The sequence below is a fragment of the Peribacillus sp. AS_2 genome, from assembly GCF_026891895.1.
Classification (GTDB): domain Bacteria; phylum Bacillota; class Bacilli; order Bacillales; family DSM-1321; genus Peribacillus; species Peribacillus frigoritolerans.
The window spans coordinates 60,478-84,189 of record NZ_JAPTGA010000014.1 but is presented as its reverse complement, the minus strand read 5'-3'; the positions used below and the strand labels follow the sequence as shown (position 1 = coordinate 84,189).

Below are 23,712 nucleotides of genomic sequence, written 5' to 3'. Positions count from 1 at the left end.
CAATGTTCCGCATCTGTAAAATTTGGTTGACCCTGCAATTACTCCTATTTCTTTCAGGCTGTTGGGATGAAAAAACGATCCAGGACTTCCATTATATAACGGCCATCGGGATAGATTTCAAAGATGGGGAATACATAGTCTATACGCAACTTGTAGACTTCGCTGCGGTAGCTAAAACGGAGGCAAAGCCGACGCAAGCCCCTCCCGTATATGTAGGGAAACAAAAAGGACCGTCGATTTCGATCGCCATTAATAAACTAATGAGCAATACTCAACAGTCTCTCTATTTAGGGCATGTATCCACATTTGTAATCAGTGAAAATGTTTTGAACCGGCAAAGCACAGAAATAGTGGATTATATATACAGAAACCAATTACTCAGATACTCATCCAATATCTTTGCCACAAAAAATTCCATGGATGAGCTTTTCTCCATTAACGGCTTTTTTAATTTATCACCTTTATACACGACATTATATTTTCCGGATGATGTATACCGGATCATATCATTCATCCAACCCATTACAGTCCAAAGGTATTACTCTGACCAGCGGGAAAAAGCATCTACCACCATATTACCCTCCATTTCCTGGAACGATAAAGTTTGGAAGGAAAAAGATAAAAAGCGAAAAAGCCTCTATATGGATGGTGCATTTATCATTTACTATAAAGTGTCCCAGCCCTGGTTCTCTGAAAAAGAACTGAGCGGTTTACGCTGGCTCACTAAAAGGACCAACAAAACTCCAGTGAACATCACAATGAATAAGCAAGATATCTATGCCTCTTTTTCCCATCCGACTCATAAAGTGAAACCTGTTCTAAAGGATGGCAAGTACAAATTCGATATTGAAATTGACGTTTCCGGCAAAATACTGGGGCTTGATACCCAAATCGATATCGACAAAATAAAACGGAAATTCGAAAGCCAAATAAAAAAGGAAATCCTATCAACGTTTAAAACAGGGCTCCAAAAGAACGCGGACCCTTTAAACCTAGGCAAAGCCCTTTATATCAAAGAGATAAAATACTGGCAAAAGAATCATTTAAAGGAGCCTAAGGATTATTTAGATAAGGATTCAATACATGATATAAACGTAAAGGTACATATCCTTAACACAGGTGGCTTAGAGGCTAAACCACTGGAATAATGAAGATTTGAGGATTCGGTTTGGAATTTATAGTACCCAATATTATTGGATAATGTTGAATTCACGAGTAAATCGGCTTAATTCACGAGTATTTGTACCATTTTCACGAGTATTTGCTCCAAACTCACGAGTAAATCGACTAAACTCACGAGTAAACGCTGATATCTCATAAGTTTGCTGCTCACCTTGGGTTTATAGCCGAAAAAATCAGGATGGTGCCTTTTTGAGCTCCATCCTGATTTAGGGGGCTGGAAAATGCGGTCCGGAATTTGGCGGATAGCATGGTTAAATGGTAAATTTAGAGTATTCTAACATTTAGGGGGCCATTTATGAGCATACAGAAGGCTACATTACATGAGCTGGAATCACTGGCGGAACTTTTTGATTTATACAGGGTTTTTTATGAGCAAACCTCTGATCCTGGTTGTGCAAGGGAGTTTTTAAGGGAAAGGCTGACAAAAGGGGAGTCTGTGGTTTTTATGGCGTTTGATGAAGGAAATCCAATTGGTTTTGTACAATTGTATCCTTCGTTTTCGTCTGTGAGTATGATGCGGTCATGGATATTGAATGATTTATTCGTGAAGGAGTCCGCCCGTAAAAAGGGATTTGGCGAGGAGTTATTGAACGCGGCCATCGGTTTTGCGCGTGAAACAGGTGCTAAAGGGGTTTCACTGGAGACTGGCCAGGATAATGTGAAAGCACAGAGACTTTATGAAAAGATTGGTTTCGCCCGTGAATCGAACCATTTTTATTATTTCACCATTTAATAAAAAAAGTGTAGGGAAATCTCCCTACACTTGGATGCTATTTATCTAGTATATTAATTATTTAGCAGTTTCCATGCTGGCTTGAATTTCTTTAATTAGAAGTTCGGCACCTTCTGGGCTAAGTATTAATTTACCGTCAGCAAGTTTCATATTGTCATCGGAAACTTCACCTGTTACCTGACAAGTCATGTTTGGTTTATATTTTTGAAGGATGATGCGCTCTTGTTCTACATAAATCTCCAGAGCGTCTTTCTCATTAATTCCTAATGTTCGGCGCAGTTCAATTGGAATGACTACCCGCCCTAATTCGTCAACTTTACGTACAATACCTGTAGATTTCATTTAATTTACCCCACTAACTTTCTTGCGAATGTTGCATTTATATATTTCGTCACCATTCGACATTATTTGCACTTCTATTAAGATACCACTACCTACCATATTCGTCAATTCTCGTATCTTCTTATACTATCTGCCTCTATATGATTTTTATATAAAATATTAGCAATTCCTTCATAACACGCGTCAGGACAACGTTTACCGCTTCTTCATTTGGTATATATTTCTAATTTAAATTCTCAAGTGGAAACGCCTTCATTTAATTCCAAAAAGCTTTCTTTTCATTTCATGTCGAATCACGAAGAATGAATTTCACTAGCTTAAAAGAATCCTGTTGATTTTCTTTTGCTTTTAAAGGAAAATTTAAATTGATCGCTTATAATATTCCGAAAATTCATTCCGCTTTTGAAACAGTGGATATATCTGAATTTTTTTCAGAAAGCCGAAACGATTGCCATCCTTCCAGAGTCTTACTGACTTATAAAACAGATTGAGGTGAGTCAATTGCGTCCGATTATATTAGGTATTTGTTCTGCTTTCTTTTTTGCATTTACGTTTGTTTTGAATCAGGCCATGGAGCTGTCTGGCGGAAGTTGGATTTGGAGTGCTTCGCTGCGTTATTTCTTCATGGTGCCCTTTCTGTTGTGTATCGTATGGAGCAGAAAAAACCTGCGTCCCCTTTTACAAGTGATGAGAGAAAAGCCGGGTCCTTGGCTGCTTTGGAGTTTTGTCGGATTTGGGTTATTTTACGCTCCTTTATGCTTTGCGTCCGCCTACTCACCTGGCTGGCTGATCGCCGGAACTTGGCAAATCACGATCATTTCGGGTGCGCTGCTTGCGCCGCTGTTTTTTGAAAATGTCCAAACGAAAGATGGGATCGAAAGGCAAAGAGGAAGGGTTTCTGTGAAAGGCCTCCTCATGTCCATGATCATTCTGCTTGGCATAATCCTGATGCAGCTGGAACATACCAAACACATTTCAATGGCCGATCTTTGGCTGGGAGTGATCCCGATCGTCATCGCCTCGTTTGCCTACCCTTTGGGAAATCGCAAAATGATGGAAGTATCCGAAGGGCGTCTGGATGCTTATCAGCGGGTTTTGGGAATGACTTTGGCGAGTCTTCCATTCTGGCTTTTGCTTTCCTTGTACGGTTTCTTTACAGTAGGTGTGCCGACGAAGATGCAGAGTTTCCAATCCCTTTTGGTGGCACTATTTTCTGGAGTCATCGCCACGGTCCTTTTTTTCATGGCGACCGATTTGGTACGCGGAAATATGCAGAAATTAGCTTCAGTTGAAGCAACACAATCGATGGAGGTCCTTTTTGCCCTGGCTGGCGAATTACTATTCCTATCTTTACCGATTCCTTCTCCGTTATCGTGGTTCGGCATCTTTATCGTCATCATGGGAATGATCCTGCATAGCTATGTATCACATAAAAAAGAAGGTCCATCCCCGAAACGGACAGTGAATGCCTAAATAGCAAGAAAAAAAGCCCCGGATAAGATTTCGGGGCTTTTTTGAGCTGAAAACTGAAGCAGACTACGTTCTTTTATTCCATTGACAGGTCATGATGAATTGATGATTTTTCAGAGTGGCAAAAAGCTCACCATTCATTTTTTTTCATTAAACTTTACGCAATGGATAACCCTAGTCCCGTTCCTTTTTTATTTCTTGCAGTATCACCTGTATAAAACCTATCAAAGATATGAGCATCTATTCTTGCCATTACTTCTTCAATATCAAATGGCTTCGTAATGAAATCATCTGCCCCAGCGCGCAATCCATTTATTTTCGTTTGCTGTTCTCCTTTTGCAGATATAATCAAAATAGGGACATGATGATGCTCCCTAATTTTACGAAGAACCTCCTCCCCGTCCATTCCTGGCAGCATTAAATCCAACAACACCATATCCCATTTCTTTTTCTCCACGACAATATTGCTTCCGTCCCTGAAAATGCCGGCAAGGGAAATATCCACTTTTTTTCATCATATTGCAAAGCAATCCGCTAATACTCGCCCCCAGGTGCCTCGTACCTTATGTTGCGTTATTTAAATAAAAGGCTGTTTTCACATACTTTGTTGCTATCTTTTCGTAAAGATTGTTGTTTTTAAAACGAAACTATTTATGGTTGATTGGAGCGGAAGTGCGAGACTCCTGCGGGAGCAGCGGGACAGGTGAGACCCCACAGGCGTTTACGCCGAGGAGGCTCACCGCCCGCACCAAGGAAAGCGAGCATCTGGAGTGGAAATCAACCACAACTCACCCAAATAAAAAAACTATGGGAAAACTGGTTTTTCAAATTTGAATATAGTCCGGAAAGTTCGAACCGCTGTATTCAGATGAAAGCTGCAAACGTTACGGGACATATGCGGATATTAGGGATAAATCGGCATGGAATTCGGCAAAACTTTTACCTTGAGTAAGTTCAAAAAGTATGTATAATGAAAGGTAATTGTATATGTCAAAGGTTTTCTAGGGTTCCGCAGTGCGTCTCATTGCTGGTCTGGTCCGAGAGAAAACTCACAGCATGCTGTGTCACGGAAGGATAAAAGCCTGGGAGAAACTGTTTTAACAGTTATCTCTTGGGCTTTTTTTGTTTTTTTGGTAAAGAATAAAATCGGAGGTGCGTTATTACATGAGCACAAACTGGATTAAAGTATTCATTGCAGCTTTTTTTGAAGTATTTTGGGTGATTGGCCTAAAACATGCGGATGACTTTTGGGCTTGGACTGGAACGGTCATTTCGATCATCATCAGTTTTTACTTGATGATAATGGCTGGCAGGAAGCTTCCTGTCGGAACGGTATATGCCGTTTTTGTCGGTATGGGGACTGCCGGGACCGTTTTATCCGAAATCCTTTTCTTTGGAGAATCCTTCAAGCTGAGCAAAACACTATTGATCCTCCTCTTATTATCAGGGGTGATCGGCTTGAAGCTAGTGACGGATGATAAGGCTGAGAAAGGGGATGAATCATAATGGCTTGGGTCTCTTTAATCTTAGCGGGGCTTTTTGAGATGTTTGGGGTTGCGATGATCAATAAATTGCACAAAGACAGAAATTGCCAATCCCTACTGCTGTTATTCATCGGATTTGGAGCAAGTTTCCTGTTTCTTGCTTATGCCATGAAAACCTTGCCGATGGGAACGGCTTACGCTATCTGGACAGGAATCGGTGCATCAGGCGGAGCGATAATCGGGATGCTCTTATACGGGGAATCCAAAGATTGGCGCAGGGTCGTTTTTATAGCCATGGTCCTTGGCGCAGCAGTGGGATTAAAACTTGTTTCATAGGAATGACATAAAAGCATAGAAAAAACCAAAGACGACACAATGTGTCGTCTATACTATTTTTATCTAACTTGAATAATTCATCTTATAAAAATTGACCCTCATCCATCACAGCGGAATCATTCCCCTTAACCTGTTTTAGCGTCGCTACTATAAGAAAGCTGACAATCACCAGTAAAAGCCATGAGCTTACCTTTCCTAGATGTACGAGACTCCATGCATCGGTTTGGTTAGGATATTCCCAAGCTCCAAAGAACGTTGCGATATTTTCGGCTATCCATATGAAAAATCCGATGAGCACAAAAGAAAATGCGATTGGCATACGATAACGGGTTCCACCAACTTCGTATGTGACCCATGCTCGCCAAAAGACGATGATGACAAGTCCAGATAGCCACCAACGAACATCCATCCAATAATGGTGGGTGAAAAAATTCAAATAAATCGCAAGCGCAAGGGATACAACGACAAAAAACGGCGGCCACTTGATCAGTTCAACCTTTAACCTCCTCCACGCCTGGCAAAGATAACTCGCTACACTAGCGTACATGAATCCGCTATACAGAGGCACTCCAAAAATCTTGAAATATCCTTCCTCTGGATAAGTCCAGGAGCCCATATGTACCTTGAAAAGTTCAAGGGCAAGACCAATAAGGTGGAACAAGGTGATGACCTTTAGTTCATCCCGTGTTTCAAGCCCGGAACGCAGCATCCGCCACTGCATGATAAGGCAGATGATGAGCAGCCAGTCATACCGCGGCAGAAAGGGAAGCGGGATGAATTTTGTAATAGCCAAAGAGGCAAAAATAACGGCAGGAAACAAGCATGATAGGGCCTGCTCCCAACCAAAACGAACGAGTTGTTTTAGTGCCCTCATGATTGGTGCCTCCATTTTTTCATCTACATTCATGAGTAACTCCCCTTTATAAATCCTAATCTTGAGTGCCTTCATCATTTCGGTATTCTAAAATATCCCCGGGTTGACATTCTAAAGCCTTACAAATCGCATCTAAGGTTGTTAATCGAATCGCTTTTGCCTTGCCATTTTTCAATATGGAAAGATTAGCCATCGTTATTCCAACCCTCTCGGAAAGTTCTGTAACACTCATTTTCCTTTTAGCCAACATCACATCAATATTGATTATAATTGCCAAGTTAATCACCTCAGACTATTAAGTCATTTTCTGATTTTATATCGATGGCTTCTTGTAAAAGCCTTTGAAGAACAGCAGCAAAGACTGCAATCACCATTGAAGCAAAAATGACGACCATTCCGATTACTATGATACCTGGGGCGTCGTCCATTTCCGCGATGAGATAAAAGAGCGGCATGCCTGCCGCATACAAGCCACTTATTGTGATTGCACAATTTTTTATAATCTTTAAAGCTCTTACAGATAATTCCGAGAAAGCTTTGTTCTTGTCAATATAGCTTAAAAGTTTAAAGGCTTGATATAGGGCAAAGTAAAAAGGTATCGCCGATGCATACAAATCGATTAAAACGAGATATTTCAAATAAGCCATATCCGGATATAATTCTGCTGCAAAATTCGCTATCCCAGGCACCAAGAAGATGCACAAAGCAAGAACTGGAATTCCAATAAGAATAACAGCCATCTTTAAAAAGAGTGTTGTTCCTAGTTTCATAAAAAGCACCTCACTTATTTATTGTCCATTTAATTTAACATACGTTTTATCGTTTTACAATAAATCATTGTTGTTTTTTATTATATTATTATTGTTAATGAAATATCCTATTCTTTTAAAAAATGGCTGTTTCCACATACTTTATTGCTATTTACCAGGTAGTGAGTTGTGGTTGATTTCCACTTCAGATGCTCGCTTTCCTTGGTGCGGGCGGTGAGCATCCTCGGCGTAAACGCCTGTGGGGTCTCGCACTTCCGCTCCAATAAACCTTAATTTAAAACAACAATCTTTACGAAAAAGTGCCTTAAAAATAAAAAAGCATTCCTCTTTACAAAGGAATGCTCCATAACTAAACTATTTATTTATTACCTTCGGCTAAACCCTTATATCATCAGGATTTCCCTGATATCCTCTTCTGTAAGTGCAGAAGACGACTTGTCTCCAGGGTCGATGATTTCTTCAATAAGATGTCTCTTTTTCTCTTGGAGTTCATTCATTTTTTCTTCGATTGTCCCACGGGCAATAAGCTTGATGACTTGAACTTCATTTTTCTGCCCCATTCGATGGGCACGGTCCGCGGCTTGTTCTTCAACTGCCGGATTCCACCAAAGGTCATATAGTATAACTGTATCGGCACCCGTCAGATTGAGACCCGTACCGCCAGCTTTCAACGAAATGAGGAATATATCCCGTTCTCCCGCATTAAACCGATTGCAGATTTCCACACGTTCCTTTGATGGGGTTTGTCCATCCAGGTAGAAAAAGGGTTGTCCTTCCATGGCCAAATCCCTGCCGATGATCGTAAGCATTTTTGTAAATTGCGAGAAAATCAGCACCCGTCTTCCAGAATGCTTCGAATCTTCGACAATTCGCATCAGCTGCTCATATTTTGCTGAACTGCCTTTATATCCGTCCACAAACAAGGCGGGGTGACAGCATATTTGCCGAAGCCGGGTCAAGCCAGCAAGGATCCTGATCCGATTTTTGCGAAGGGTGTCCTTGTCCAGGTGTTTCAGCGTATCATGCCGCAGCTTGGCCAGATAAGCCCCGTACAGTTTCTTCTGATCGGGAAGCAGTTCCATCGATTCCAGCGACTCGATTTTTTCCGGTAATTCCCCTAGTACGTCCTCTTTCATTCTCCGCAGCAAAAATGGACGGATCCTGCGGGAAATCTGCTTCCTGGAGAGGTTGCTATACTCCTTTAACCCCATGAATAGTTCAGGGAATACGACGTGGAAAAGGGACCAGAGCTCTTCCAGTGAATTCTCGATGGGCGTACCAGTCAACGCGAAGCGATGTGCCGCTTTTATCTTCTTGGCCGCTCGTGCCGTTTGTGTCACCGGGTTCTTGAAGGCCTGTGCCTCATCGAAAAACACCGTATGGAAGTCCTCTTTTTCAAACGAATTGATGTCTTTCCGAAGCAATGGATAAGAAGTGATCACTACATCCACGTCCTTCATTTCTTTAAGCAGCTTCGACCTTTCCGTCTTGTCTCCATCCACGACGACGGCTTGTATATCAGGAGCGAATTTAGTGAATTCACTCAGCCAATTGTAAGTCAATGATGATGGGCAGACAATAAGCACCGGAACCCTTTTCTTACGGATGTCAGGTAGCTCGGATAAAATGAACGTGATGCTTTGCAGTGTTTTTCCCAGACCCATATCATCAGCAAGAATCCCGCCAAAACCGTATTGTGCAAGGATTTTCATCCATTTGTAGCCATTTTTTTGATACTCGCGCAAAATCGGGTACAGACTCTTTGGCACAGTGAACTCCAAGGCGCCCGGATTCCTGATGTTATCCAAAAACTGCCGGAATGATTCTTCCATCGTGAATGTCTGGCTGTCATGAACGGAGTCAAGGAGCTGGAGCCCTTTTATGAGGGGCATGTTCAGTGTGCTTTCCAGGTCTTCATCCTGTACGGGCAGTGCATTCAGAAAACGATTGATTTCCTCGTATTCCCTTGTTTCAAGGGAAAGCAGCGATCCATTCCTTAAACGATAGTATTTCCTTTTTTCTTCAAGCGCGGCTAAGACCTCACGTATTTGTATATCTGGGATATCATCCATTTCAAATTTGAATTCGAGCCAATTAGTACGCTCTTTTTTAATTTTCAACCTAATGCGCGGGGCAGCATTTCCACGGGAAATTCGGTTCCTTACAGCGGTAGTGGCATAGATTTGCACCAGCTTCTGGAGTTTAGGAACGATATGGTACAAGAACTCATACTCCAATTCTTCGTTATGCAAGAAATAGCCTCCGTCCGTCTTGGCAAACTGGCTATCCTCCATCAGCTTTATTATCTCTGCCTCTTTCTCAACATCCCTCATAACCTTGGATTCCTGTTTTTCCAAAGGGTTGATCACGATATTTTCATAATGGAATTCCAGCCCGGCAAGCAGCCTGTTTTTCACTCGGTCCAAGTATAGCTTTGCAACCAGCGGTGTCTTCAAAAACAATTCGGTGATGGATCTTGCTATATGGACTTCACCGAGTCTTTTCAAGCCTGGTACCACTTTGTCCAGGAATAATTCTAACTGGTCATGATGGATTGGAATTTGATTCATCCCCGAATCCTCCATCATTTGCTTTAACTCTGAAAGGCGTTTGAAATCCTCATTTTCGAGCTGAACCAATTTCCCCTCAAATAGGACCAATGTGTATGCATTCATGACGATCATCTCGTGCAGCCTTTTAATATTCAGCTGATAACCTTTGTCCTCGCTTTCAGTAAAGTCAAACTGTAAAGGAAGCGGTCCGTTTGTTACACGAAAGCCATTGAATGTAAGGCCGCCATAGGCAAGCTTCACCATTGGCGCCGCTTCAAGGATGGGGACAAGCCTTCGAAAAGATGATGGAGGCAGAAGTAATAAGTGATGGTCCAATGTATATTCGGATTTATCCGTCAGGGCGTCCACATAGACTTTTTCATCCGATATCACTGTAATGAGCTCCTGAAGCACTAAATCATTTTCATTCTGAAAACAATGCAGCACCGGGTCATATATAAATGAAGGGGACACTTGGGCAGGCTTTCCTGCTTTGACTCGCTTCAGGAAATCTCGGATATTCGATACATTGAGAGAACCGATTTTCATTTCCAGTCCTAACATATATTGTTCCATTCCCATCCATACTGGATTACACGTAAACTCCGCTTCAAGCATCGTTCTATTTTCAAAATGGCGCTGATGACCGCTTTTACGTACAGGCTGATTATTGAAAAGGGTAAGCAAGCCCTCTGACAACTCCTTATGGGCTGTTGCATCAAGACCGGTTGCACGTATCCCTTCAGGAATCGTTCCATCTCGCTTATGGTCGTAAACCGACAGCAGGACGGCTGCAATATGCTGGCAATCCCTATGGAAGGAAGCTAGCGCAGGACAGCTGCATTTCGTCTGAAATCCGCCGACTGCATCCAGTTCAATCATGACATGGAAGTCTTCCTTGCCTCTAACCGATGCTTCACAACCATCATGATGATAGCTTTCAAATGTCACTTTATTGGCACGATGAAAAGCTTCCCCTCTTTTAAAGGAGACGGCCCCGCACATGTCTTTTATGATTTTTCGATTCAATTTGATATCCAAATTGCCGTCCTCCTCCCGGGGTTTTTGGTTGAATGATTTTACATTCCGCTGTTAAATAAGCTCATTTTATCATCATACTATGAAATGGGTTTACAAGGTTATAAAAAAGCAAAAAGACAAACTCCCCCATTTGGAGTTCATCTCTATTTCAGCAACAGGAATTGCAACATCATTGTTGTCCTTTGCCCTTGTTCTTTTTCTTTTTTTTTCGATAAAAGAAGCTGAATACAAGGAATGCAAGAAGAATGAAAAAAAGGATAAGTTCAGCGGGGTCCTTCACCAAAAATGGGTTAAAGGCATGCTTGATCGAATTATCCAGATCAAATCCCATTAGAATATCCATACCTAAAGATATGACCACTAAAGGGACAAGAAGCAAAAGCGTAATACCGAAGAATTTCATTTTTGATCAACTCCGCCTTTCAGGAACTTTTTTTGGTGCTTGTCTTCCCTTTTTTTCGATTCTTAAAAAAGGCAATGATCAAGAGAAGCAATGGAATGATCACCTGAAATGGCAGATGGATGTAATTTGGTACCGCCTTCAGGCCTTCATGGATATGTTCCGTATAGCTGCTTGAAATAATAATCGAAATCAATAAAATGACAATGCCAACAGGGTATGCAAGTCTGGAGGGCTGTTTAACATTGAAAACATTCGCCGTACCCGTTACCGCTACATAAGTAAATACACATATCTTGATGAACCCGCCAATCATTAACAAAAACAAGAAGTACACATCGAGACGTTCAAGAAAGCCAGCGACCTCTATGGACTGAATGAGGGTAAGAAGAGGGTATTGCGAACGCGTCATAAGGTCCACACCAAGTACAGAAACATTCACAGCCATTATTACCGCGAGAAAAATACCGCTTGTAGCCAAGCTCCATATTCCAATTTTTTTCAATCGCTTATGTTCATTTAAATAAGGAAAAATCATTAAAAACGCTATGATTTCACCAAATGGAAAGAATACGGTTTTAGTGAAAGCCATTTTCACCATCTCTGTCCCGCTTATTTCAAAAATGGGTTTTAAGTTGTTTAAATGGATCATGCCTGAAGCAATAATCAGAAGAAAGAAGGTCATTAAAAGTAAATTCTCCAAGACAAAGAATAATTCCCCCGTCCTCGTCACTACTTCTATCCCCTTACGGACCGTATACACTACGACTAAAATGAATGCAGCGTTTGCGACAAATAACGGAATATGAGGATAGGCAAAAGTAAGCAGCGTATCTCCGAAATCCCTTAGCACCCTTGCAGCAAGATAGATGAAATAAAGGATATATAGAAAAGCTACGATCCTGCCTAGAAAATTCCCCAATATATTCCGTACAAATTCCGTTAACAGCTGATCAGGGTAGTATTGAAAAAGGCCATAATAAATGAAAAATAATATAAATCCGCCGATCATCGCAATAAGGATGACCAGCCAGGCAGCTTGCTTGGCTTCACCTGCAAGCGGAACCAAAAGTGCACTGCCCATTTCAAACAGGAAAATAAGGACGAACAGCTGGTACCCGCTGATATTTGCCTTTTCCATGAGAATGCCACTTCCTTTCCATTATTGATCTTTCTTTTGTAAATTTGAAAGAAATGGCTTATTACGTAATCCGGTACGGCGAATGAAAGTTTCTACCTGCACATCAACTTCCAGTTTAGGAAAAGTTTCGTCGTCCCAGTTTTTCTCTAGTTTCTTCCATTCTTTCGGATGGGATTCGTGCATGAGCTCCCCAAAGCCAAAAATATCGGATTTATTTTTTTGTGCCCGAACGATTGCGTCTTCCATCTCCTTCTTCAAGTCTTTCGCTAACTTCCTTTCAATATCTATCAGAACATGCATATCGGTTAGATTCAAAGGAACATTCGCTTCCCGGATATCTCCCTCTGCACGGACCTTTATCGATATTTTCGGTTTCCCGTTTACCAATTTTACCCCGATGTTGGTTTTTTGGCGAATGACTGAATAGGTGACTGCGTTTTTTTTACCCTCCCAATCAAGGTATAAATGGACATTTTCGATTCTATCCAATACCCACATTGATCCTATTGCCTTATCACCATCCAGCCAGTCAATCAATTTGCCATCTTTAAAAACACCTATCCCTGCTGCATTAGGGTTCGCCTCAATATCCGAGGACATGGTATTCTCCATTTTATCTTCCTTACCCGTGTTTCCTCTCACGGTAAAACCGCTTATTATCGGTTCTTTTCCGGTACTAAGCAGATTCTTGATTACCTCTTGGAGATTGATGCTAATACTTTTCCCCTGGGTTTTTTCAGTGGTTTCAATCGTCCTAATGACTTTCTCGGCTGATACCTTATCGATTGCGGTTAACGTTTCGACAATATCCTTGGCTTTCACACCCCGGGCAATCACGATCCTCGTAGTTGCCCTGAATTCCGGTGAGCGCTCAAATGCATCGAAAATATCGTTAAGGCCCTCTTCTTTTGCTAGTTCCTCACCGATGACAACCAGGTTGGCATGGGCAAAATACATATCTCGGGAGATTTTCGTTGAAGCGATGCCATCCAATTCAAGCACATTATTTCCCGTGGCCCTAAAAATGGATATGGGTGGATTCGATCCGCCGCCGCCCTGAAGAGCTCCGGCAACATTCCCCGGATTAATGATTTGGAAAGTTCCCACTAACTTTCCTTCTTTATTTCTATCGAGTCCGACCGCCGAAACGATGGCCATTTCATTTAACTCTGTTTTATCCCAACAGCCTGTGGTGAATGTGGCGGCGATCAATATTATCAAGAGCAGAACTAATCTTTTACGATTCATTGCCTTCACCTTTTTTCCCGTCAGAAGTTTTCATTCCACGCGATTCAGGAGGCAGCGGTCTTTGGTTATTGCCTTCCCTGATCAGATTATTTTCATTGGTCAAATATTGCGGCCTTTCCTTGAATGCCCATATAGGTCTTCTGAAGAATGTGTCGCCCAGCCCTTTTGGGTTCAGAGGGGCGAGCGGTGTCATATAAGGAACTCCAAGTGAACGCAGGCTGCATAAATGGACAATAAGGATGATAAAGGCTAAAATCATCCCATAAAAGCCTAACATGCCGGCACAAATGATGAATCCGAACCGCACAATGCGGGCAGAAATCGCTATGGCATAAGAAGGCGTTGCAAAACTGGCAATCGCCGTGATCGAGACGATGATGACCATTGCCGGCGATACGATACCAGCCTGGACGGCCGCCTGCCCGATGACCAATGCCCCGACAATGGACATCGTCGAACCAACGGCCTTTGGCATCCGAAGACTTGCTTCCCGTAATATTTCAAAGGTCATTTCCATAAGAAGCGCTTCAACGACGGCAGGCAAAGGAACCGTTTCCCTTTGGGCCGCTACAATGACCAGCAGCTTCGTTGGAATCATTTCCTGATGAAAAGTCGTGGCTGCAACATAGACAGCCGGCCCGACTATCGAGATGATGAAAACGATGATCCGTAAAAAACGTGTCGCTGAAGCAATGTCGAAGCGATTATAGTAGTCTTCGACAGATTGGAAAAATTGTACGAACAATGCCGGGGCGATCAAGACAAAAGGCGTTCCATTTACGAATATCGCCACTCTTCCTTCCAGCAGGTTTCCTGCGACCATATCCGGTCTTTCTGTATGGTTAAGGGTTGGGAATGGGGTCATGACCTGGTCTTCTATCAATTGTTCAATATATCCTGATTCAAGAATGCTATCGATGTTAATTCGATTTAAGCGCTTCTTGACCTCCTCGACAATTCCTTCCTTGACAATTCCATTTATATACATGATGGAAACGTCCGTTTTTGTCACCGTGCCTATTTTCATCGACTCTATCCATAAATCCGGGGTATTGATGATGCGGCGTAACATGGCGATGTTCGTTCCATTCGATTCCGTAAACCCTTCCCTAGATCCCCGGACAGTCAAATGCGTGCTTGGCTCCTGAATGGAGCGCTTCTCTCCTCCTCTTGTACTGGCAACCAGGGCGACGTTTACTTCATCAATAAAAATGATGGTGTCCCCTGATAATAATGTCAAAAATAGCTTTTCCCAGTCCGTGACCCTTTCCACGCCACCGAGGGAAACCACGTCCTCAGAGATAATTTCCATTGCTTCCAGTGGAAGTATGTTTTTTGATAGGTGGGGATTTTTCATGATTGATTCAATTATAAAATCCGTAACGCTAGGATTATCAATCAGACCCTGCACATACAAAATAGTTGTTTTTATCTCCGGGTTTAGTCCGATTTTCAACGTTCGGATAATGATGTCGGGACTTTTTCCCGTCTTTTTCTTCACGATTTCCAGATTGGCAGAAAGGGAACTTTCAATATAATCAGGCGTTTTGCTTTTGGATTGACTTTCATCTTCCTTTTTCTTTTCACGTTGCTTCACTTGTCTCTTTTGTTTGAAAAAAGAAGCCATAGCACCGAACCTCATTCCTTTTTCGTTTCATTCATTTTGTCCAAAGCACCCCCCCTTTATTCTAGGTTCAGTGTTCTTCCTCCAATAAGAAAAAGGCTGTCGCAATGACAGCCTTTGATGGTCATATTCGGTTAGGGAATGAATGCCGATGATAACTGCCCAATCAACTAAACTGAGATTATACTTTGCCTTTATTTCTTCTAAAAATCAAAACAACGAAAGCGATCAATAGCAAGGCCAGTATCGCATATACGATGTTTGAATAAATGTCCATGTACCCTACAATATCTTCCCACGAAGAGCCAACAGCTGCCCCGATATTCACCAAGATGATGTTCCAAATTAATGTTCCGGATGTTGTGTAAATCAGGAAGAGCCAAAAGCTCATATGGGACATCCCTGCTGGAATCGAGATCAAACTTCTGATCAGCGGAACCAGCCTGCAGAAAAACACGGTCCATGACCCGTATTTGTCAAACCATGAATTCGCCTTATGGACGTCCGATACCGTTAACCGAAGAATATGGCCCCATCTTTCCACGAACCTTTCAATGACCTTCACATCAAGAAGTAAACCAATTCCATAAAGGACGACGGCCCCTGCCACAGACCCTAGAGTCGAAGCGATAACGACACCGATAATCGTCATATCCGCTTTAGTCGTCATGTAACCGCCAAAAGTAAGAATGACCTCAGACGGGATCGGCGGGAAAATATTCTCCAATGCTATTAATAGAAAGATTCCCATATACCCAAAATCATTCATGAATTCCGTAATCCAGTTTTCCATTTAATACGCTCCTAACTCTCTTGAATCAACAGCTGGCTTGTTACCTGCCGGCTGCCTATCTTGCAATAACCTTGCTCCCTTTATTAACGATCTTTGTTCTTCCGCCGGTCTTGATACCTTTGGAAAAACCAGATGGAAATCGCAATCCAACAACCGCCTGCCAAATACCCGGCTATGATATCACTAGGATAATGGACCCCCAAGTATATTCGGCTAATACCTATCGAGAGGATCATCATCATGCTGAAAAGAATCAAGAGAATCCTTGCCCACCTAGCCGTAATGTGACGCCATAGCAGAAATGTAAGAATACCGTATAAAGAAAATGCATTCATGGCATGTCCACTCGGGAAACTGTATCCCCCTATATCGATGAGTCGATGTAAATCGGGGCGGGCGCGTTGAAAGAATAGCTTAACCATCAAATTGAGAAGAGGTGAACCCACGATGACTGCAGTGAATAAAACTAGTTCCAAACGATGCTTCAAAACCCTATATAAGAAAAACAAAATGACCAAGGAAAGGATGATCAGTGAAGCAGTTGAACCTATGTAAGTAAAGAACTTCATGATGTCCGTCAGCAGAGGGGACTCAATTCCCTGCACCAAGGAAATCACATCTTCATCAAATTTCAGGTATTCATTTGCACTTATTGTAAATGCCATGAAACTGAACCCGATTAAAGAAAATACACTTATTATAAAGGCAATGGTTAATTGCTGCTTCAATTTCATGATAACATCCTTTCACTTATTAAAACTGTTTCATCTGGAAATTTCTATTTTATCATATCTTCTTCATTACATGGTGGGTGTAATTGCTTCATCGCCCGCCAACCTAATTCGGGGAACATGCCTGGGCACAAAATTTTCTACTTTATCATACTACTCTATTCGTCATTGTCACCTCAACTTCAGGTTACTATAAGATTTCCTGCCGAACGTTTCAAGGAGCGACAGGAACATATTTAACGCATACCATTCAACATGTAAAAAGAAAAAAAAACCTTATGCAGGTTAGGCACAAGGTTTTTCGTTTTTTACATGCGGCTTGCCTTAAGCGGCAGTGAGGTCAAAGTTTGCCCTGTCGCTGAATCGGTAAGATTCTCTTCTAACTGGAACGATGGCACCGCTTCAATATGCTTGAATTTCTTCAGGAATGCAGTAAGCGCAATCTTCGCTTCCAGCCTGGCAAGCGGCGCTCCCAGGCAGAAGTGAGGGCCATTACCGAATGTGAGATGTTTCTTATTATTAGGGCGGTGGATATTAAGTGTGAAGGGGTCTTCAAACATCTCTTCGTCCATATTAGCTGCACTCATCCAAACAACCACATTATCCCCTTCTTTCAATTCCACTCCCAATAGATCGTTATCTTCCTTTACAGTGCGATCCAATTTAATAAGATTGAATCGGAAACGGAGCATTTCTTCGACCGCCTGCGGAACTAAATCCAGGTGTTCATGTAACTCTTGATAAACTTCTTTGTCATCATATAGCAGCGAATAAAAGCTATTGGCCAATAAATGACTGGTTGTCTCGACTCCTGCACCTAAAATCAGCATGGTCGTCCGGACAACCTCATCATCCGTAAACATTTCCCCATCCACTTCTGACTTCAATAAATCTGAGATGATATCATCCGCCGGGTTCAAACGTTTTTGCACAACAATCGGATACAAATACTGATAGTATTCTTTTGCTGCCACTTGCTTCAATTTATCTACTTCTTCTTGTTTTTCTCTATCAAAAGGAAGAAATAAGGTATCCACCCATTTCTTAAACAATAAACGATCTTTCGAGGGAACTCCCATCAAATCGGCCATGACAATGATCGGAAGCGGACTCGCCAATGATGCCACAATATCGATTTCCGTTTCCTCATCCATTTGTCCAATCAATTCATCTGCAATTTCCTGAATGCGAGGTTCCCAGTTTTGAAGACTTCTAGGTGTGAATGCTGCTGCCAGCAGTGAACGACGTTTTCTATGATCAGGTGGATCCGCTTCAGTGATTTTGATTTTATCAGGCACAGAACCTTCCTCACTATCCGTTCCAACCGATATCGTGGTCCGTTTCCGTACACTTGAAAAATGTTTATAATCACTGAGAACCCGCTTCACATCTTCATATTTAAAAACATTCCACGTATCCGTTCCTTCGTGATAACTCACAGGGTCATTTTCTAACATCCTTTTACACCAAGCGTACGGGCTAAATTCCTCCGTCCTTGTTTTAAACCCAGTAATTTCTTTTACTGCAATAACTTCTTTCATGATACCGACTCCTCCCACTTCTTAAAAGTTACCTAACAAAAGGACCGAATGTTAAGCATTCTCCAACTCCGTCGATTTGTTATAGGGTCGAGCATTCCTGATAGACTTTTTCACCAAATCCTTAAATACACATCTATTCCATTATAGGGTAAAAGACCGCAACAAACCATGCATCTTACATACCAGCGGCCTTACATGAAATTTGCCCCAAAATCCCGACACCCCTATGTAAAACTGCTTATTTTTTTACAATTCCCTTTCTTTTTCTATTTTTTTATGTCTCTCAATTGATGCTAAAATCCACTCCTCTTTTTTCAAATTTGGAGACAGCGCTTTCCACTAAGTTATTTCAGTATAAATTATTTTATAATTGCCGGAGTTTGTTGATCACGTTGCTTTTCACTCCAGGCACTCGCTTTCCGTGGGCCGTCCGGGAGCCTCCTCGGCGCTCTTGGCGCCTGTGAGGTCTCCCTTGGACACGGTTTTCCCGCAGGAGTCACGTACCTTCCGTTCAAATCAACTGGAACGTTTTCCAATTAATAAAAACTGCGACAACATAGGGTTCGGAATGGTTTCCTGCCGAATGCCCATCAAGCTATCACAGGTGATAACCATGATTTAAAATAAGGCTAGACTTTTTCACACTTTTATATAGGATTAAATTATTTCTGAAATCAAGCTGTTTAAATAAAAAAACTGCAGGCAAACTCGCTTTTCTTCGAGTTTACCTGCAGCTTGAACGCCTGCACGATGCCGCCGTCAATTTTTTCCCCTTTTAATCAGTTCATGCAAATCATCCATTTTCTTTTCCATGATATCCAGTCTGGTTTTACGGTGCTTGATGGAACGGAAAAGGGATACGGTCCCAACGATGATCAGGATTAGAAATAAAAGGCAAAGCAATTGGTATACCAGATCCGCAATATTATACCCACTCACTATGTAATCCCCCTAAATGGCATTCTCAATATTCTATTATACACCAGGCAAAATGAACAATTTAACCTTTTTAAGGAGAATCGGGAATAAAAAACCGATAGCATTTTGCTACCGATTGCAGACTTTAGACAAAATCGATGAAAATCAAGTTTGTTTCAGTTTTTATGAGGGTTTATAAAACCTCGAACGTCGATTTCCACTCCAGGCACTCGCTTTCCGCGGGCGGTCCGGGAGCCTCCTCGGCGCCTTGCGCCTGCGGGGTCTCCCCTCGACGCGCTTTTCCCGCAGGAGTCTCGCACCTTCCGTTCCAATCAACTATGTTTTAAAATTTTAGGTAAAACCACTTTTGTCTATAAATTTAAACCGATAGCCAAATGCTATCGGTTTATCTTTTATCCCTCTATTTGTTGATCATCGTCAATATCTTCTTGAGGTACAATCAGTTCTTCATAGAATGCAGCCGTTGTTGTTCCTGCATAAGGAATCAACCATAGTAAACCAATTCCCAGCGTGAACATGCAAAGGATGCCCCACCCGATGAAGCTTAGGTGCATAAGGAAATACTTCCATTTCAAGCCCTTCATTCTTTTTTTGCTCTCTGTAATGGCTTCAAGCACCGTGTATTCAGGATGATCCTTCAATAAGAAAAACTGCTGCGAATAAGCGATGGCCTTGATGATACCCGGAATGATTAATAATAATGACCATAAAAAAATGAAAATTGCCTGTAAGATGGAAGCCCCAATAAGCTTGAAAGAGGTTTTTCCATCTTTATAGATAGCGAACACTTCTGGAATGCCAGGATTCCCTTCCCTAACTAAATTCAGGTAGAACCAAGTGGTTGAAATGGTAAGCGGGATTAAGGCAATGGAAAAGACCATACTGAAGATATCGGACCATAACGGTGTGTCTTCCTGCATGAGCCATTCTGAAAAACCACCGCTTCCAATCACTTCGACAATTAAAGGAAAAATGAGGTTGATCAAGAATAACAGCAACATAAGCGAAACAGTTACTCCCCATTTACCTCCCAACGACTGAAGGGCTTTCCTCTTTAATTCTGAGATTCTCATACTCTGATTAACTCCCCTCTTTTAAACGGCGGAATTCTGAATTTTTCATTGTAAATTTGGATGGATTCAGAAAAACCACTATTTATTTGATGTCTAAATCTCAATTTGTATTTAACATACTAGCTTCTAGCCGCGAGCTTAAATTCCTAGAAAGCGCACACGGATAGAGTCAACCGGTTTCGAGCAACCATGATCCACTCCTTTCTTGCCTTGGTATTGGCTTGTAAAAGTTTATGAACAGGAATAAGACAATATGCCCTTCCAAATCAAAATACCTTCGCGGAACCATACCCTGTTATGACGTATGGTCAGCGAAGGAGCATGTATTTATCTTAGTTAAAAGTCCTTATGTTAATCTAGTTCTTTTTTCCTTTTCCCAGGTAGACCGGGCCACTCATTTAATCTATTCCAAAATCTTTCGAACAGCATGGTTGAACTACCCACCACTTATCGACATTACGATCTGATTGAAGTGTGGGATGAATCTTCGTAAGTGGGATTGTCCTTCATGTTCTTCTCACCACGATCGAGCCCTCATCGTGTTTCCTTTTCAAACTTTTTCCTGGCTTTGTCACCGCCTTATAAATGATCACAACAAAAAAAAGAGCATCCCAAAGCAGAAATCGCTTCCGCCTTTGGAACACCCTCTTTCCTATAATCAATCAGAGCCAGTTATAACAAAATCGTCTTGGAGCAAAGCTAAAGGAAGCTTTCTATTAATAGGATCCCCTGCCGAAACATTAATTTCAGTAATGTGACCACTGGCACCTATTGAAACATCAATCAATTTCCCATCTTCCGTCTTCACTAAAAAGAGCCTTTCCCATTCATAAACATAGGAATCCTTTTGAACGTAAACTTGTTCGACGGTCCCATCTTGAGCACACTCGATGGTATGAATCGGTTTTAACACGGAATCACTCCTCCACTCCCCATTATTAGACTATAGCTTATACCCAGCCGCGGAATATCGAGGCTTCTGCCATTTTTCTGACACCCACCATATACGCTGCAAGCCTCATATCCACTTTTCTCGTCTCGGACATTTCATATATTTGATTAAATGAGTTGACCAATAACGCTTTTAATTTGGTTTGGACCTCTTCATCTTCCCAATAATAACCTTGATTATTTTGAACCCATTCGAAGTAAGAAACTGTCACACCGCCTGAACTTGCCAAAACATCAGGTACGAGAAGCACATTGCGTTCCGTCAAGATCTTGGTTGCCTCCAATGTGGTAGGTCCATTCGCGGCCTCTACGACAATTTGGGCTTTGATAAGATGTGCATTCTCTTTGGTGATTTGATTGGAAATGGCAGCAGGCACTAAAATATCACAATCTTGTTCCAGAAGCTCCTGGTTGGTGATTGTATGATCGAATAGTGTCGTTACCGTTCCAAAGCTATCCCTTTTATCAAGTAAGTAATCGATATCCAGACCCTCAGGTTTATAGATGGCACCATATGCGTCCGATATGCCAATCACTTTCGCACCTGCATCATGCATGAATTTGGCCAAAAAGCTTCCTGCATTCCCAAACCCTTGGACGATGATGCGTGCACCTTTCAATTCTATGCCCTTACGCTTTGCCGCTTCCTCGATACAGATGGTGACACCTTGTGCAGTCGCCTTTTCCCTGCCGTGTGAACCGCCCAGTACCAGTGGCTTACCTGTAATGAAACCAGGAGAATCGTGTTCTCTTATTCTACTGTACTCGTCCATCATCCATGCCATGATTTGTGAATTCGTATAAACATCTGGGGCCGGGATATCTTTAGTCGGCCCCACTATTTGGCTGATTGCCCGAACGTATCCACGGCTAAGCCTTTCCAATTCACCGATTGACATTTGGCGCGGATCACAGATGATGCCGCCTTTTCCTCCGCCATATGGCAGATTCACGATTCCGCATTTCAAACTCATCCACATTGAAAGTGCCTTGACTTCTTCCTCATCGACTTCAGGATGAAAACGGATTCCGCCTTTCGTCGGACCGACAGCATCGTTGTGCTGGGCACGGTATCCAGTAAAAATCTTCGTCGAATTGTCATCCATCTTAATTGGAATCCGGACGGTAAGCATCCGTAGAGGTTCCTTCAAAAGCTCGAACACTTCTTCAGAATAGCCAAGCTTATTCAGCGCCTCCTTGATTACGACCTGTGTTGAATCAAGCAAGCTGGCTGTTTCTTTTTCTTCTTTGATTGTTGTACTCAATGGAATTCACCTCATAGGTATATTAGGATAAAACTTTATTAATGCGTTCGATTGCCCAATCCAAGTCTTCTTTAGTAATCACTAATGGCGGAGCAAAACGGATAACTGTATCATGTGTTTCTTTACATAGCAGTTTTTCTTCTTTAAGCTGCTCACAATAAGGTCTTGCCGCTTCTGTTAATTCGACTCCGATGAATAAGCCTCGGCCGCGGATATCTTTAATCATTGGATTCTTGATTTCTTTTAAACGATCCATAAAGTATTGCCCAAGCTCCAATGAACGTTCCGCAAGCTTCTCTTCTTCAAGGACTTCCAATGAAGCGATGGAAACCGCACATGCCAATGGATTGCCGCCGAATGTAGAACCATGGGAACCAGGATTGAATACGCCAAGGATTTCACGGTTCGCTGCTACGCAAGAGATTGGGAAAACCCCTCCGCCCAGCGCTTTACCTAAAATGTACATATCGGGAACTACTCCATCCCAGTCAGAGGCGAACATTTTTCCTGAACGTCCAAGTCCTGACTGAATTTCATCAGAAACGAATAGGACATTATTTTCTTTACATAAGTCGTAAGCTTCTTTTAAGAATCCTTGTGGCGGAATGATGATTCCCGCTTCACCTTGAATCGGTTCGATTAAAAATCCAGCCGTTTGCGGTGTAATCGCTTCTTTCAATGCATCAAGATCGCCGTAAGGGATAAGCTTGATCCCAGGCAGCATCGGTCCAAAGCCCCTTCTATATTCATCATCGGATGACAAGGACACGGCTGCCATCGTCCGGCCATGGAAGTTCCCGATACAAGCAATGATTTCAGCTTGGTTTTCTGCAATTCCCTTAACATCATAGCCCCAGCGTCTAACAGCTTTGATGGCTGTTTCAACGGCTTCAGCACCTGTATTCATAGGCAGTGCCATGTCTTTTTGCGTAATGCGTGAAACCATTTCATACCATGGTCCTAATTTATCACTATGGAATGCACGGGATGTCAATGTTACGCGATCAGCTTGTTTTTTTAATTCGTCGATGATTTTCGGATGCCTGTGGCCTTGGTTCACTGCTGAATAGGCACTAAGCATATCCATATATTTGTTGCCTTCAGGATCTTCCACCCAAACTCCTTCTGCCTTCGAAATGACGATTGGAAGTGGATTATAATTGTTTGCACCATATTGTTCTGTTTGCTCGATTAATTTTTCAGTTAAAGTTGTCATGTTGAT

23 protein-coding genes and 1 riboswitch are annotated in these 23,712 nt (G+C 42.1%); of the genes, 5 read left to right on the top strand and 18 right to left on the bottom strand.

What is annotated here, in order from left to right; genetic code table 11:
• The first annotated feature begins 2 nt into the window (after positions 1–2).
• Positions 3–1,148 (top strand): Ger(x)C family spore germination protein, encoded by a 1,146-nt coding sequence (locus tag OTG27_RS21375; protein ID WP_268938043.1) that lies wholly within the window; start codon positions 3–5, stop codon positions 1,146–1,148.
• A gap of 329 nt (positions 1,149–1,477) precedes the next feature.
• Positions 1,478–1,915: a GNAT family N-acetyltransferase gene (locus OTG27_RS21370; protein WP_063575409.1), complete on the top strand. Its 438-nt coding sequence runs from the start codon at positions 1,478–1,480 to the stop codon at positions 1,913–1,915.
• 57 nt (positions 1,916–1,972) lie between these two features.
• Here the strand turns inward: OTG27_RS21370 and OTG27_RS21365 are convergent, their stop codons facing one another.
• Positions 1,973–2,257 (bottom strand): transition state genes transcriptional regulator AbrB, encoded by a 285-nt coding sequence (locus OTG27_RS21365; RefSeq protein WP_053536026.1) that lies wholly within the window; start codon positions 2,255–2,257, stop codon positions 1,973–1,975.
• 501 nt (positions 2,258–2,758) lie between these two features.
• On the opposite strand from OTG27_RS21365, the gene OTG27_RS21360 reads away from it, so the two are divergent.
• The gene (locus tag OTG27_RS21360; RefSeq protein ID WP_268938042.1) at positions 2,759–3,730 is read left to right on the top strand and encodes a DMT family transporter; all 972 of its coding nucleotides are present in this window, start codon (positions 2,759–2,761) and stop codon (positions 3,728–3,730) included.
• Between the two features lie 154 nt (positions 3,731–3,884).
• On the opposite strand, the gene OTG27_RS26555 is transcribed toward OTG27_RS21360, so the two are convergent.
• Positions 3,885–4,232, bottom strand: coding sequence for a response regulator transcription factor (locus tag OTG27_RS26555; protein ID WP_308789447.1), 348 nt, complete (start codon positions 4,230–4,232; stop codon positions 3,885–3,887).
• Between the two features lie 485 nt (positions 4,233–4,717).
• Positions 4,718–4,818: riboswitch (guanidine-I (ykkC/yxkD leader) on the top strand.
• 73 nt (positions 4,819–4,891) lie between these two features.
• Here OTG27_RS26555 and OTG27_RS21350 point away from each other — a divergent pair.
• Together OTG27_RS21350 and OTG27_RS21345 are read left to right on the top strand one after the other, a co-directional pair.
• The gene (locus tag OTG27_RS21350; protein WP_063575407.1) at positions 4,892–5,233 is read left to right on the top strand and encodes a DMT family transporter; all 342 of its coding nucleotides are present in this window, start codon (positions 4,892–4,894) and stop codon (positions 5,231–5,233) included.
• Positions 5,233–5,547: a DMT family transporter gene (locus OTG27_RS21345; RefSeq protein ID WP_268938041.1), complete on the top strand. Its 315-nt coding sequence runs from the start codon at positions 5,233–5,235 to the stop codon at positions 5,545–5,547. Before OTG27_RS21350 ends, OTG27_RS21345 begins: the two co-directional genes overlap by 1 nt.
• Positions 5,548–5,629: 82 nt before the next feature.
• Here the strand turns inward: OTG27_RS21345 and OTG27_RS21340 are convergent, their stop codons facing one another.
• The 16 genes from OTG27_RS21340 to OTG27_RS21265 all read right to left on the bottom strand — a co-directional run bounded on the left by OTG27_RS21340 (position 5,630) and on the right by OTG27_RS21265 (position 23,706).
• Complete coding sequence (locus OTG27_RS21340) at positions 5,630–6,421, bottom strand: DUF817 domain-containing protein (RefSeq protein ID WP_268938075.1); 792 nt, start codon at positions 6,419–6,421, stop codon at positions 5,630–5,632.
• Between the two features lie 55 nt (positions 6,422–6,476).
• A complete protein-coding gene (locus OTG27_RS21335; protein WP_034309451.1) occupies positions 6,477–6,698 on the bottom strand; it encodes a helix-turn-helix domain-containing protein in 222 nt (73 codons plus the stop codon).
• A gap of 10 nt (positions 6,699–6,708) precedes the next feature.
• Complete coding sequence (locus tag OTG27_RS21330; RefSeq protein ID WP_057276809.1) at positions 6,709–7,191, bottom strand: DUF2975 domain-containing protein; 483 nt, start codon at positions 7,189–7,191, stop codon at positions 6,709–6,711.
• A gap of 383 nt (positions 7,192–7,574) precedes the next feature.
• Positions 7,575–10,784, bottom strand: coding sequence for a DEAD/DEAH box helicase (locus OTG27_RS21325; protein ID WP_268938040.1), 3,210 nt, complete (start codon positions 10,782–10,784; stop codon positions 7,575–7,577).
• A 169-nt stretch (positions 10,785–10,953) separates the two neighbouring features.
• Positions 10,954–11,187 carry a YczF family membrane protein gene (locus OTG27_RS21320; protein WP_063575403.1) on the bottom strand — a complete coding sequence of 78 codons (234 nt, stop codon included), beginning with the start codon at positions 11,185–11,187 and terminating at the stop codon, positions 10,954–10,956.
• A gap of 19 nt (positions 11,188–11,206) precedes the next feature.
• Positions 11,207–12,325 carry a GerAB/ArcD/ProY family transporter gene (locus tag OTG27_RS21315; RefSeq protein ID WP_098866163.1) on the bottom strand — a complete coding sequence of 373 codons (1,119 nt, stop codon included), beginning with the start codon at positions 12,323–12,325 and terminating at the stop codon, positions 11,207–11,209.
• Between the two features lie 21 nt (positions 12,326–12,346).
• On the bottom strand, positions 12,347–13,573 hold the full coding sequence (locus tag OTG27_RS21310) for a Ger(x)C family spore germination protein (RefSeq protein WP_268938039.1): 1,227 nt from the start codon (positions 13,571–13,573) through the stop codon (positions 12,347–12,349).
• Positions 13,563–15,200 (bottom strand): spore germination protein, encoded by a 1,638-nt coding sequence (locus tag OTG27_RS21305; protein WP_063575400.1) that lies wholly within the window; start codon positions 15,198–15,200, stop codon positions 13,563–13,565. Before OTG27_RS21305 ends, OTG27_RS21310 begins: the two co-directional genes overlap by 11 nt.
• A 178-nt stretch (positions 15,201–15,378) precedes the next feature.
• Positions 15,379–15,990 (bottom strand): DedA family protein, encoded by a 612-nt coding sequence (locus tag OTG27_RS21300; RefSeq protein WP_063590355.1) that lies wholly within the window; start codon positions 15,988–15,990, stop codon positions 15,379–15,381.
• Between the two features lie 83 nt (positions 15,991–16,073).
• The gene (locus OTG27_RS21295) at positions 16,074–16,724 is read right to left on the bottom strand and encodes a phosphatase PAP2 family protein (protein ID WP_063575398.1); all 651 of its coding nucleotides are present in this window, start codon (positions 16,722–16,724) and stop codon (positions 16,074–16,076) included.
• Between the two features lie 305 nt (positions 16,725–17,029).
• Entirely contained in the window at positions 17,030–18,265 is a 1,236-nt protein-coding gene (locus tag OTG27_RS21290) for a cytochrome P450 (RefSeq protein ID WP_268938074.1), read from the bottom strand.
• A 756-nt stretch (positions 18,266–19,021) separates the two neighbouring features.
• A complete protein-coding gene (locus OTG27_RS21285) occupies positions 19,022–19,201 on the bottom strand; it encodes a DUF4083 domain-containing protein (protein WP_098937257.1) in 180 nt (59 codons plus the stop codon).
• 392 nt (positions 19,202–19,593) lie between these two features.
• Positions 19,594–20,274, bottom strand: coding sequence for a DUF975 family protein (locus OTG27_RS21280; RefSeq protein ID WP_048686802.1), 681 nt, complete (start codon positions 20,272–20,274; stop codon positions 19,594–19,596).
• A gap of 658 nt (positions 20,275–20,932) precedes the next feature.
• A complete protein-coding gene (locus OTG27_RS21275) occupies positions 20,933–21,187 on the bottom strand; it encodes a biotin/lipoyl attachment domain-containing protein (protein WP_048686804.1) in 255 nt (84 codons plus the stop codon).
• A gap of 37 nt (positions 21,188–21,224) precedes the next feature.
• Positions 21,225–22,490, bottom strand: a complete 1,266-nt coding sequence (locus tag OTG27_RS21270; protein WP_194719320.1) for a Glu/Leu/Phe/Val family dehydrogenase — start codon at positions 22,488–22,490, stop codon at positions 21,225–21,227.
• Positions 22,491–22,512: 22 nt separating this feature from the next.
• The gene (locus OTG27_RS21265) at positions 22,513–23,706 is read right to left on the bottom strand and encodes an ornithine--oxo-acid transaminase (protein ID WP_268938038.1); all 1,194 of its coding nucleotides are present in this window, start codon (positions 23,704–23,706) and stop codon (positions 22,513–22,515) included.
• Positions 23,707–23,712: the final 6 nt, after the last annotated feature.

Excerpts from the sequence above, each read along its gene's own strand:
- OTG27_RS21350 (WP_063575407.1), top strand. The coding sequence starts at position 4,892 with ATGAGCACAAACTGGATTAAAGTATTCATTGCAGCTTTTTTTGAAGTA.
- OTG27_RS21340 (WP_268938075.1), bottom strand. The coding sequence starts at position 6,421 with ATGAGGGCACTAAAACAACTCGTTCGTTTTGGTTGGGAGCAGGCCCTA.
- OTG27_RS21330 (WP_057276809.1), bottom strand. The coding sequence starts at position 7,191 with ATGAAACTAGGAACAACACTCTTTTTAAAGATGGCTGTTATTCTTATT.
- OTG27_RS21375 (WP_268938043.1), top strand. The coding sequence starts at position 3 with ATGTTCCGCATCTGTAAAATTTGGTTGACCCTGCAATTACTCCTATTT.
- OTG27_RS21345 (WP_268938041.1), top strand. The coding sequence starts at position 5,233 with ATGGCTTGGGTCTCTTTAATCTTAGCGGGGCTTTTTGAGATGTTTGGG.
- OTG27_RS21265 (WP_268938038.1), bottom strand. The coding sequence starts at position 23,706 with ATGACAACTTTAACTGAAAAATTAATCGAGCAAACAGAACAATATGGT.
- OTG27_RS21300 (WP_063590355.1), bottom strand. The coding sequence starts at position 15,990 with ATGGAAAACTGGATTACGGAATTCATGAATGATTTTGGGTATATGGGA.
- OTG27_RS21310 (WP_268938039.1), bottom strand. The coding sequence starts at position 13,573 with ATGAATCGTAAAAGATTAGTTCTGCTCTTGATAATATTGATCGCCGCC.
- OTG27_RS21280 (WP_048686802.1), bottom strand. The coding sequence starts at position 20,274 with ATGAGAATCTCAGAATTAAAGAGGAAAGCCCTTCAGTCGTTGGGAGGT.
- OTG27_RS21295 (WP_063575398.1), bottom strand. The coding sequence starts at position 16,724 with ATGAAATTGAAGCAGCAATTAACCATTGCCTTTATAATAAGTGTATTT.
- OTG27_RS21370 (WP_063575409.1), top strand. The coding sequence starts at position 1,478 with ATGAGCATACAGAAGGCTACATTACATGAGCTGGAATCACTGGCGGAA.
- OTG27_RS21305 (WP_063575400.1), bottom strand. The coding sequence starts at position 15,200 with ATGGCTTCTTTTTTCAAACAAAAGAGACAAGTGAAGCAACGTGAAAAG.
- OTG27_RS21320 (WP_063575403.1), bottom strand. The coding sequence starts at position 11,187 with ATGAAATTCTTCGGTATTACGCTTTTGCTTCTTGTCCCTTTAGTGGTC.
- OTG27_RS21315 (WP_098866163.1), bottom strand. The coding sequence starts at position 12,325 with ATGGAAAAGGCAAATATCAGCGGGTACCAGCTGTTCGTCCTTATTTTC.
- OTG27_RS21365 (WP_053536026.1), bottom strand. The coding sequence starts at position 2,257 with ATGAAATCTACAGGTATTGTACGTAAAGTTGACGAATTAGGGCGGGTA.